The organism is Shigella sp. FC1661 (assembly GCF_001712525.1).
Lineage (GTDB): Bacteria > Pseudomonadota > Gammaproteobacteria > Enterobacterales > Enterobacteriaceae > Escherichia > Escherichia coli.
Genome location: NZ_MDGW01000053.1, coordinates 1 through 10334 on the forward strand (window position 1 = coordinate 1; position 10334 = coordinate 10334).

General features: G+C 54.9%; 9 protein-coding genes and 5 pseudogenes. 6 read left to right on the top strand and 8 right to left on the bottom strand.

From position 1 onward, the window contains the following. The 5 genes and pseudogenes from BFF42_RS04090 to BFF42_RS04110 all read left to right on the top strand — a co-directional run. Positions 1 to 339, top strand: a pseudogene (locus BFF42_RS04090) (IS1-like element IS1B family transposase); the annotation flags it as partial. 14 nt (positions 340 to 353) lie between these two features. Then, positions 354 to 512, top strand: a pseudogene (locus BFF42_RS27520) (hypothetical protein); the annotation flags it as partial. 9 nt (positions 513 to 521) lie between these two features. Then, a pseudogene (locus BFF42_RS04100) lies at positions 522 to 1780 on the top strand (YlbE family protein). A 10-nt stretch (positions 1781 to 1790) separates the two neighbouring features. Then, positions 1791 to 2606 (top strand): oxamate carbamoyltransferase subunit AllH family protein, encoded by an 816-nt coding sequence (locus BFF42_RS04105; protein WP_000152520.1) that lies wholly within the window; start codon positions 1791 to 1793, stop codon positions 2604 to 2606. After that, a pseudogene (locus tag BFF42_RS04110) lies at positions 2603 to 3496 on the top strand (carbamate kinase). Before BFF42_RS04105 ends, BFF42_RS04110 begins: the two are co-directional and overlap by 4 nt. 136 nt (positions 3497 to 3632) lie before the next feature. On the opposite strand, the gene purK reads toward BFF42_RS04110, so the two are convergent. From purK to ppiB, 4 genes are all read right to left on the bottom strand, one after another. After that, positions 3633 to 4700, bottom strand: coding sequence for a 5-(carboxyamino)imidazole ribonucleotide synthase (gene purK, locus BFF42_RS04115; RefSeq protein ID WP_039059024.1), 1068 nt, complete (start codon positions 4698 to 4700; stop codon positions 3633 to 3635). Beyond that, on the bottom strand, positions 4697 to 5206 hold the full coding sequence (purE, locus tag BFF42_RS04120; RefSeq protein ID WP_001295318.1) for a 5-(carboxyamino)imidazole ribonucleotide mutase: 510 nt from the start codon (positions 5204 to 5206) through the stop codon (positions 4697 to 4699). The genes purK and purE overlap by 4 nt, the downstream gene beginning before the upstream one ends. Positions 5207 to 5323: 117 nt before the next feature. Continuing rightward, a complete protein-coding gene (gene lpxH, locus BFF42_RS04125) occupies positions 5324 to 6046 on the bottom strand; it encodes a UDP-2,3-diacylglucosamine diphosphatase (RefSeq protein ID WP_000212252.1) in 723 nt (240 codons plus the stop codon). Positions 6047 to 6048: 2 nt separating this feature from the next. Then, positions 6049 to 6543 carry a peptidylprolyl isomerase B gene (gene ppiB, locus BFF42_RS04130; RefSeq protein ID WP_000256002.1) on the bottom strand — a complete coding sequence of 165 codons (495 nt, stop codon included), beginning with the start codon at positions 6541 to 6543 and terminating at the stop codon, positions 6049 to 6051. A gap of 173 nt (positions 6544 to 6716) precedes the next feature. Here ppiB and cysS point away from each other — a divergent pair, with 173 nt between their 5' ends. Continuing rightward, positions 6717 to 8102, top strand: a complete 1386-nt coding sequence (gene cysS, locus BFF42_RS04135) for a cysteine--tRNA ligase (RefSeq protein WP_000912353.1) — start codon at positions 6717 to 6719, stop codon at positions 8100 to 8102. Between the two features lie 35 nt (positions 8103 to 8137). On the opposite strand, the gene BFF42_RS04140 is transcribed toward cysS, so the two are convergent. From BFF42_RS04140 to BFF42_RS04155, 4 genes and pseudogenes are all read right to left on the bottom strand, one after another. Beyond that, positions 8138 to 8659, bottom strand: a complete 522-nt coding sequence (locus BFF42_RS04140) for a metal-dependent hydrolase (protein WP_001143552.1) — start codon at positions 8657 to 8659, stop codon at positions 8138 to 8140. Between the two features lie 106 nt (positions 8660 to 8765). Beyond that, positions 8766 to 8978: a ribosome-associated protein YbcJ gene (gene ybcJ / locus BFF42_RS04145; protein ID WP_000190288.1), complete on the bottom strand. Its 213-nt coding sequence runs from the start codon at positions 8976 to 8978 to the stop codon at positions 8766 to 8768. Between the two features lies 1 nt (position 8979). Next, on the bottom strand, positions 8980 to 9846 hold the full coding sequence (gene folD, locus BFF42_RS04150) for a bifunctional methylenetetrahydrofolate dehydrogenase/methenyltetrahydrofolate cyclohydrolase FolD (RefSeq protein ID WP_000729155.1): 867 nt from the start codon (positions 9844 to 9846) through the stop codon (positions 8980 to 8982). Between the two features lie 138 nt (positions 9847 to 9984). Next, positions 9985 to 10334 (bottom strand): annotated as a pseudogene (locus BFF42_RS04155) (IS1-like element IS1X2 family transposase); the annotation flags it as partial.

Sequence of the window (10334 nt, forward strand, 5' to 3'; positions counted from 1 at the left end):
CAGCGCTGGCTGTTTTACGCGTATGACAGGCTCCGGAAGACGGTTGTTGCGCACGTATTCGGTGAACGCACTATGGCGACGCAGGGGCGTCTTATGAGCTTGCTGTCACCCTTTGACGTGGTGATATGGATGACGGATGGCTGGCCACTGTATGAATCCCGCCTGAAGGGAAAGCTGCACGTAATCAGCAAGCGATATACGCAGCGAATTGAGCGGCATAACCTGAATCTGAGGCAGCACCTGGCACGGCTGGGACGGAAGTCGCTGTCGTTCTCAAAATCGGTGGAGCTGCATGACAAAGTCATCGGGCATTATCTGAACATAAAACACTATCAATAAGTTGGAGTCATTACCCACCGTCATTACTGGAAAACGTCGCCGTGATTAACATCGGATTACGCAGCTTTGCGCTGGAGCTACAAAGCGCCAGCAAACCGGTTGTGCATTACCAATGGTCGCCAGTCGCCGGCGGCAATAAAAAACTGGCTCGTTTATTAGAACGTTTGCAATAAGGGGTTCCCATGTTTACATCAGTGGCGCAAGCCAATGCTGCGGTTATCGAACAAATTCGTCGTGCTCGTCCACACTGGCTGGATGTGCAACCGGCTTTTTCACTTATCAGCGAACTAAACGAGGGCAAAACACTGCTTCACGCCGGGCCGCCAATGCGCTGGCAGGAGATGACCGGACCCATGAAAGGGGCGTGCGTGGGCGCATGTCTGTTCGAAGGCTGGGCGAAAGATGAAGCGCAGGCACTGGCGATGCTGGACCAGGGGGAAGTGAACTTCATTCCTTGTCACCATGTGAATGCCGTCGGGCCAATGGGCGGCATTACTTCTGCCAGTATGCCAATGCTGGTGGTCGAGAACGTGACCGACGGCAACCGGGCGTACTGCAACCTCAACGAAGGTATCGGCAAAGTGATGCGTTTTGGCGCTTACGGCGAAGATGTCCTGACTCGCCATCGCTGGATGCGCGATGTGTTAATGCCAGTATTAAGCGCGGCGCTGGGGCGCATGGAGCGCGGTATCGATCTCACGGCGATGATGGCGCAGGGCATTACGATGGGCGATGAGTTCCATCAACGCAATATTGCTTCCTCAGCACTGTTAATGCGTACGCTGGCCCCACAAATTGCTCGCCTCGATCATGATAAACAGCACATTGCGGAAGTGATCGATTTCCTCAGCGTGACCGATCAGTTCTTCCTCAACCTCGCGATGGCCTACTGCAAGGCGGCGATGGATGCTGGCGCGATGATCCGCGCAGGCAGCATCGTTACGGCTATGACCCGCAACGGCAATATGTTCGGGATTCGGGTAAGCGGGCTGGGTGAACGCTGGTTTACTGCGCCTGTAAACACTCCGCAAGGTCTGTTTTCACCGGCTTCTCGCAGGAGCAGGCGAACCCGGATATGGGCGATAGCGCGATTACCGAAACCTTTGGTATCGGAGGTGCGGCAATGATCGCAGCGCCTGGCGTAACGCGCTTTGTCGGTGCGGGTGGCATGGAAGCGGCCAGGGCGGTATCTGAAGAGATGGCGGAAATTTACCTTGAACGCAATATGCAGTTGCAGATCCCAGGCTGGGATTTTCAGGGCGCGTGCCTGGGGCTGGATATTCGTCGCGTGGTAGAAACCGGCATTACGCCACTCATCAATACCGGTATCGCCCATAAAGAGGCGGGGATCGGGCAGATTGGCGCAGGCACCGTGCGGGCACCGCTGGCGTGCTTTGAACAGGCGCTGGAAGCACTGGCTGAAAGCATGGGGATTGGTTGAGGAACGCGCAATGACGATCATCCATCCTCTGCTTGCCAGCAGTAGCGCACCGAATTATCGCCAGTCCTGGCGGTTAGCGGGAGTGTGGCGGCGGGCGATTAACCTGATGACGGAAAGCGGCGAACTGTTAACGCTGCATCGTCAGGGTAGTGGTTTCGGCCCCGGAGGATGGGTGCTTCGCCGCGCGCAATTCGATGCGTTATGCGGTGGATTATGCGGCAATGAACGACCACAGGTTGTGGCTCAAGGGATTCGCCTCGGGCGTTTCACGGTTAAACAGCCACAGCGTTATTGTTTGCTGCGTATTACGCCGCCTTCGCATCCTCAACCGCTTGCAGCTGCATGGATGCAACGCGCGGAGGAAACCGGACTTTTCGGACCACTGGCGATGGCGGCAAGCGATCCGCTGACCGCTGAATTACGCCAGTTTCGTCACTGTTTTCAGGCCGCGCTCAATGGCGTTAAGACCGACTGGCTGCACTGGCTGGGTAAAGGCCCCGGATTAACGCCAAGTCATGATGACACGTTGAGCGGAATGCTGCTGGCGGCTTGGTATTATGGCGCTTTAGATGCGCGCGCCGGTCGCCCGTTTTTTGCCTGTTCCGACAATCTTCAACTCGTTACCACAGCGGTGAGCGTCAGTTATTTACGTTATGCCGCGCAAGGATATTTCGCCTCGCCACTCCTGCACTTTGTCCATGCTCTGAGTTGCCCGAAACGTACCGCTGTTGCGATTGATTCGCTGCTGGCGCTGGGGCATACGTCAGGGGCAGATACGCTGCTGGGGTTCTGGCTTGGCCAACAATTATTACAAGAAAAACCATGAAAACACTGGTTGTAGCTTTTGGGGGCAACGCCTTACTCCAGCGCGGTGAGGTGCTGACGGCGGAAAATCAATATCGCAATATCGCCAGTGCTGTACCCGCGCTGGCACGCCTGGCCCGTTCTTATCGGCTGGCGATTGTTCACGGCAACGGGCCGCAGGTGGGGCTGCTGGCGTTACAGAATCTGGCGTGGAAAGAGGTAGAACCGTATCCGCTGGATGTGCTGGTGGCGGAAAGCCAGGGGATGATTGGCTATATGCTGGCGCAGAGCTTGAGCGCACAGCCGCAGATACCGCCTGTTACGACGGTGCTGACGCGCATTGAGGTTTCGCCTGATGATCCGGCGTTTTTGCAGCCAGAGAAATTTATTGGTCCGGTTTATCAGCCAGAAGAACAAGAGGCACTGGAAGCGGCTTACGGCTGGCAGATGAAACGTGATGGTAAATATTTGCGCCGGGTGGTGGCGTCTCCGCAACCGCGTAAAATTCTCGACAGCGAAGCCATCGAGTTGTTGCTCAAAGAGGGGCATGTGGTGATTTGCAGTGGCGGCGGCGGTGTGCCTGTGACGGAAGATGGGGCAGGGAGTGAAGCGGTGATTGATAAAGATCTCGCCACTACGTTGCTCGCCGAGCAGATTAATGCCGATGGACTGGTGATCCTCACCGATGCTGATGCGGTATATGAAAACTGAGGAACGCCGCAGCAACGTGCCATTCGCCATGCCACACCGGATGAGTTAGCGCCATTTGCCAAAGCCGATGGTTCGATGGGGCCGAAGGTAACGGCGGTGAGTGGTTATGTCAGAAGCCGTAGTAAACCCGCGTGGATTGGGGCGTTATCGCGAATTGAAGAGACGCTGGCGGGCGAAGCGGGGACCTGTATTTCGCTGTAGTGATGAGAGCATCCGGCAATCGGTGCACCATGCCTGATGCGACGCTTGACGCGTCTTATCAGGCCTACAATGGGTACCGGAGCGGTAAGCCGGATAAGGCGTTTACGCCGCATCCGGCAATCAAATGAGCACCTGCTTAACTGAACTTACTCTGCGCCCAAATCACGCCGCTGGCATACTCTGGCGGCAGCAGCGGGATTAAGGCTTCCAGCGTCGCAGTCAGACGCGATGTGTCGCTGTCGGTCAAATTCAGATGCCCCACTTTACGCCCCGGACGGACTTCTTTGTCGTACCAGTGCAGATGCACCAGCGGCAATTTCAGCCAGTCATAATTCGCATCGCTACCAATCAGATTGATCATCACCGACGGATTATTCACTACTGGTTGCGGTAACGGCAGAGCGGTAATCGCCCGCAGATGCAGCTCAAACTGGCTGATGCTGGCACCGTTTTGTGTCCAGTGACCGCTGTTATGCACACGCGGAGCCAGTTCGTTGATCAGCAGACCTTGCGGGGTGACAAAACACTCCATCGTCATCACGCCCACATAGCCCAGCTCCTGCATAATCGCCGACAGCATCTCTTCGGCTTGCGCCTGCTGCTGTGCGTTGGCCTGCGGAAAAGCGACGCTGGTGCGCAAAATACCGTCCTGATGCAGGTTATGCGTCAGCGGATAAAACACGGTGCTGCCATCAAAGCCGCGCGCGCCAACCAGCGACACTTCACCAGAGAAGTTAATGCCCTGCTCGACAATACATTCGCCGTAACACTCTGCCGGTAACTGTTCGGTTTCATTGGCGCGTAAACGCCATTGACCGCGACCGTCATAGCCACCAGTGCGACGCTTAACAATCGCCAGTTCACCTAAACGATCAAACACCGCAGGCCACTCGCTGCGATCGGCAAGTAACTGCCACGGCGCGGTCGGCAGGTGGAGCTTATCGAAAAGCTGCTTCTGAGTCAGACGGTCAGCAATAATCGGGAACACATCGCGGTTCACAAAGGCCGGATGACGCGCCAGCTCGCGGGTTAATACGGTTTCCGGCCAGCGTTCGATCTCAGCGGTAATCACGCTTTGTTGAAAAGGCACCGCCGCCGGTTCAGCGTCCAGCCCGACCGGCCAGACAGCAATGCCTAACGGTTCGCCTGCCTGACGCAGCATACGGCCTAACTGCCCGTTACCGAGGACGCAAACCTGTTTCATGCCGCACCTCGCGGGTCCGGGTTTTCCAGCACTTCGTCGGTCTGGGCTTTGCGCCAGTCATTCAGACGCTGGTGTAGCTCTTTATCGTGAGTCGCGAGAATTTGTGCTGCCAGTAATGCCGCGTTTGCCGCGCCAGCTTTACCAATCGCCAGCGTACCCACCGGAATGCCGCGCGGCATTTGTACGATGGAGTAGAGGCTATCGACACCGCTCAGTGCGGCGCTCTGTACTGGCACGCCCAGCACCGGCACCAGCGTTTTGGCGGCAATCATGCCTGGCAGGTGCGCTGCGCCACCTGCGCCCGCAATAATCACCTGATAACCGTTCTCTTCGGCGCTTTCGGCGAAGCTGAACAGTTTATCGGGGGTGCGGTGAGCAGAAACCACTTCAACGTGGTGCGGGACATTCAGGATTTCGAAGATTTCGGCGGCGAACTGCATGGTAGCCCAGTCGCTTTTGGACCCCATCACGATGGCGACACGCGCCGGATTATTGCGGGAAGACATGCGTCTTAAAACTCCTGTGGTGCACAACTCTCGGCTTTAGAGGGCACAGAGAATAGCACGGAAAGAGAGCAAGGAAAACGGTTGCGTGGCTGTGAAATCAGCAAAGTTGTGGTTTTTTTAAAACGGAAAATGAATCAGCTCAACGTCATCCGCCGTGACTTTCACCATCGAACCTTCCGTATGCCAGGCACCCAGTACCACGCGAAAAGCAGGTTGCTGGTTGGCGATAAGTTCATGCACCGCCGGGCGATGGGTATGCCCGTGGATCAGCCATTGCACCTGATGTTTTTCCATCGCACTGACCACTGCGTTTTGGTTAACGTCCATGATCGCCAGCGATTTACTGCTGTTGGCTTCTTTGCTGTTCGCGCGCATTCGCGCGGCAATGCGTTTGCGCACAAACAACGGCAGGGCGAGGAATAGCATTTGCAGCCAGGGTTTGTGGACTTTGGCGCGAAAAGCCTGATAACCCGCGTCATCGGTGCACAGCGTGTCGCCATGCATAATCAACACCCGGCGGCCATAAAGTTCGAGCACCTTTTCTTCCGGCAATAACGTCATGCCACTTTCACGGGCAAAGCGTTTGCCGAGCAGAAAATCACGGTTGCCATGAATGAAATAACAGGGAACGCCGGAATCGGACACCGCTTTGATCGCTGCCGCCATCTGGCGATGGAGTGGATTGGGATCGTCGTCGCCAATCCACGCTTCAAACAGATCGCCAAGAATATACAGCGCGTCGGCCTTGCGAGCTTCCCCCGCTAAAAAACGCAGAAAACCGGCGGTGATCGCCGGTTCTTCCACGCAGAGATGAAGATCTGCAATAAAGAGTGTCGCCACGATTACTCGCTAACGGTCACGCTTTCAATGATAACGTCTTCTTTTGGCACGTCCTGGTGCATACCGCTACGACCGGTTGCAACACCTTTGATTTTGTCTACCACGTCCATGCCTTCAACCACTTCAGCAAACACGCAGTAGCCCCAACCTTGCAGGCTTTCGCCAGAGAAGTTCAGGAAGTCGTTATCAACCACGTTGATGAAGAACTGTGCAGTTGCAGAGTGCGGAGCCTGAGTACGGGCCATTGCCAGCGTACCACGGGTATTTTTCAGACCGTTGTTGGCTTCGTTTTTGATCGGTTCTTTGGTGGCTTTTTGTTTCATGCCCGGTTCAAAACCGCCGCCCTGAATCATAAAGCCGTTGATAACACGGTGGAAAATGGTGTTGTTGTAAAAACCTTCGCGGCAGTAGTCCAGGAAGTTTTTAACTGTTTCAGGTGCTTTATCGTCAAAAGTTTTGATGACAATATCGCCGTGATTGGTGTGGAAAGTAACCATTTTTGCATCCTGTTCCGTTTGATTGGTGCTTCAACCCGGTTCGGGTCATATATAGGGTGGTGTTATAGCATAACCGCACGATCGGATCATCACGCAATGTATGCTGATTCGCGCGGGAAATATGGGTATTATACGCAACTCAATTACCCACACATGTCTAAACGGAATCTTCGATGCTAAAAATCTTCAATACTCTGACACGCCAAAAAGAGGAATTTAAGCCTATTCACGCCGGGGAAGTCGGCATGTACGTGTGTGGAATCACCGTTTACGATCTCTGTCATATCGGTCACGGGCGTACCTTTGTTGCTTTTGACGTGGTTGCGCGCTATCTGCGTTTCCTCGGCTATAAGCTGAAGTATGTGCGCAACATTACCGATATCGACGACAAAATCATCAAACGCGCCAATGAAAATGGCGAAAGCTTTGTGGCGCTGGTGGATCGCATGATCGCCGAAATGCACAAAGATTTTGATGCTTTGAACATTCTGCGCCCGGATATGGAGCCGCGCGCGACGCACCATATCGCAGAAATTATTGAACTCACTGAACAACTGATCGCCAAAGGTCACGCTTATGTGGCTGACAACGGCGACGTGATGTTCGACGTCCCGACCGATCCGACTTATGGCGTGCTGTCGCGTCAGGATCTCGACCAGCTGCAGGCTGGCGCGCGCGTTGACGTGGTTGATGACAAACGCAACCCGATGGACTTCGTTCTGTGGAAGATGTCGAAAGAGGGCGAACCGAGCTGGCCGTCTCCGTGGGGCGCGGGTCGTCCTGGCTGGCACATTGAATGTTCGGCCATGAACTGCAAGCAGCTGGGTAACCACTTTGATATCCACGGCGGCGGTTCAGACCTGATGTTCCCGCACCACGAGAACGAAATCGCGCAGTCCACCTGTGCCCATGATGGTCAGTATGTGAACTACTGGATGCACTCCGGAATGGTGATGGTTGACCGCGAGAAGATGTCCAAATCGCTGGGTAACTTCTTTACCGTGCGCGATGTGCTGAAATACTACGACGCGGAAACCGTGCGTTACTTCCTGATGTCGGGCCACTATCGCAGCCAGTTGAACTACAGCGAAGAGAACCTGAAGCAGACGCGTGCGGCGCTGGAGCGTCTCTACACTGCGCTGCGCGGCACAGATAAAACCGTTGCGCCTGCCGGTGGCGAAGCGTTTGAAGCGCGCTTTATTGAAGCGATGGACGACGATTTCAACACCCCGGAAGCCTATTCCGTACTGTTTGATATGGCGCGTGAAGTAAACCGTCTGAAAGCAGAAGATATGGCAGCGGCGAATGCAATGGCATCTCACCTGCGTAAACTTTCCGCTGTATTGGGCCTGCTGGAGCAAGAACCGGAAGCGTTCCTGCAAAGCGGCGCGCAGGCAGACGACAGCGAAGTGGCTGAGATTGAAGCGTTAATTCAACAGCGTCTGGATGCCCGTAAAGCGAAAGACTGGGCGGCGGCAGATGCGGCGCGTGACCGTCTTAACGAGATGGGGATCGTGCTGGAAGATGGCCCGCAAGGGACCACCTGGCGTCGTAAGTAATTGCGCTGTTGCCGGATGCGAGTTTTCGCATCCGGTTATCGCCTGCGCCACCACAACATTCCCATAAGCACCATCCCCGGCAACCACACCCACATCAATTCAGAAATTATCACCTGATGCCCGTACGGCGTGGTGTAACGAGACAATGCAAACGGCGCGACTTTAATCACCTGCCAGGGAGCGAAAAAGCGTTCATCTGACCACGGCCACAGCCAGCCAACGCCCTTACCGCCAGTGGTTACCGAATCCAGCAAGCTGTGCGATAGCAACGAGACGGTTAAAAACAGCCAGCAGCGAATCAGCCCAGCCCTGAACCATCGGCGTCCAATCAGCACACATAACAGCGGGACAACAAACGCAAACACCAGCGAATGGGTAAACCCGCGATGACCAAAAACATTGCCGTAAGCAACGCCAAATTTAAACGACAATACGTCGGCGTCGGGCAGCATCGCCAGGATGATTCCGGCAAATAACAGACGCGGAGGGATGACTTTCGAACCCAACCCTAAACCAATGCATAGGGGAACGGCGGCGTGCGTAATAACGGTTGGCATGATGGTCGCTTCGGCAAAATGTCGATGCTATCAGCATGGATGAACGGGGCGTAGAGGGCAAAAGTCTGAAAAGAGAACCGGCCTGTTGATACAGGCGGGAAAGGGATCAGGCAACAACCTGTACGCTGTGACCTGCAAAACTCACTGTCTGACCGGCGACGATTTTGCAGCGTTTGCGCGTTTCAACCGCACCGTCGACTTTCACCTGGCCTTCGGCAATCGCGATTTTCGCCTGCGCGCCGCTTTCGCTCCAGCCTTCCAGTTTCAGCAAATCGCACAGCTCAACGTGCGGGTGTTTACCTAAAGAAAATGTCGCCATGTTACTCACCCTGTGGATCATGATATTCAACGCACGCCTGAAGCGTGTTTTCAATCAGCGTGGCAACCGTCATCGGGCCAACGCCGCCCGGAACAGGCGTAATGTATGAGGCGCGTTTAGCCGCGTCTTCAAACACGACGTCGCCCACAACTTTGCCATTTTCCAGACGGTTGATGCCGACATCAATCACAATTGCGCCTTCTTTGATCCAGTCACCAGGAATAAAGCCCGGCTTGCCGACGGCAACGATCAACAGATCGGCATTTTCTACGTGGTGACGCAGATTTTTAGTGAAACGGTGAGTCACGGTAGTGGTGCAACCTGCGAGCAACAGTTCCATGCTCATTGGACGACCGACGATATTCGATGCGCCAATCACCACGGCGTTGAGGCCGAAGGTATCAATGTTGTAACGCTCAAGCAGCGTGACGATACCGCGCGGGGTGCAGGGACGCAGACGCGGCGCGCGCTGGCACAGACGACCGACGTTATAAGGATGGAAACCGTCCACGTCTTTGTCCGGATGAATACGTTCCAGCACTTTGACGTTATCAATACCCGCCGGTAACGGCAGTTGAACCAGAATGCCATCGATGGTGTTGTCGGCATTCAGCGCATCGATAAGCTCCAACAGCTCCGCTTCGCTGGTGGTTTCCGGGAGGTCATAAGAGCGGGAGACGAACCCGACTTCTTCACAAGCCTTGCGTTTGCTTGCGACATAAATTTGCGATGCAGGGTTACTACCCACCAGCACAACGGCCAGTCCTGGTGCCCGCAGTCCGGCTGCAATACGCGCCTGAACTTTTTGAGCAACTTCAGAGCGCACCTGCTGCGCAATCGTTTTACCGTCAATAATCTTTGCTGCCATCAGAGAGAGGATTCCATCTGTTACGTAGGTCGAAGGGGATGCGCCTATTTTGTCAGAAGCGGGGCGCGCTGTCAGGTTTCGTTTCAGATTTATCGCGTGAAGCGACCTCTTGCGAAGGTTAGGGGTAATGACTCCAACTTACTGATAGTGTTTTATGTTCAGATAATGCCCGATGACCTTGTCATGCAGCTCCACCGATTTTGAGAACGACAGTGACTTCCGTCCCAGCCTTGCCAGATGTTGTCTCAGATTCAGATTATGTCGCTCAATGCGCTGAGTGTAACGCTTGCTGATAACGTGCAGCTTTCCCTTCAGGCGTGATTCATACAGCGGCCAGCCATCCGTCATCCATACCACGACCTCAAAGGCCGACAGCAGGCTCAGAAGACGCTCCAGTGTGGCCAGAGTGCGTTCACCGAAGACGTGCGCCACAACCGTCCTCCGTATCCTGTCATACGCGTAAAACAGCCAGCGCTGACGTGATTTAG

Bases quoted from the DNA above. Each gene is read 5' to 3' on its own strand.
- ppiB (WP_000256002.1), bottom strand. From the start codon at position 6,543: ATGGTTACTTTCCACACCAATCACGGCGATATTGTCATCAAAACTTTT.
- BFF42_RS04140 (WP_001143552.1), bottom strand. From the start codon at position 8,659: ATGCCAACCGTTATTACGCACGCCGCCGTTCCCCTATGCATTGGTTTA.
- BFF42_RS04105 (WP_000152520.1), top strand. From the start codon at position 1,791: ATGACGATCATCCATCCTCTGCTTGCCAGCAGTAGCGCACCGAATTAT.
- purK (WP_039059024.1), bottom strand. From the start codon at position 4,700: ATGAAACAGGTTTGCGTCCTCGGTAACGGGCAGTTAGGCCGTATGCTG.
- ybcJ (WP_000190288.1), bottom strand. From the start codon at position 8,978: ATGGCGACATTTTCTTTAGGTAAACACCCGCACGTTGAGCTGTGCGAT.
- purE (WP_001295318.1), bottom strand. From the start codon at position 5,206: ATGTCTTCCCGCAATAATCCGGCGCGTGTCGCCATCGTGATGGGGTCC.
- cysS (WP_000912353.1), top strand. From the start codon at position 6,717: ATGCTAAAAATCTTCAATACTCTGACACGCCAAAAAGAGGAATTTAAG.
- folD (WP_000729155.1), bottom strand. From the start codon at position 9,846: ATGGCAGCAAAGATTATTGACGGTAAAACGATTGCGCAGCAGGTGCGC.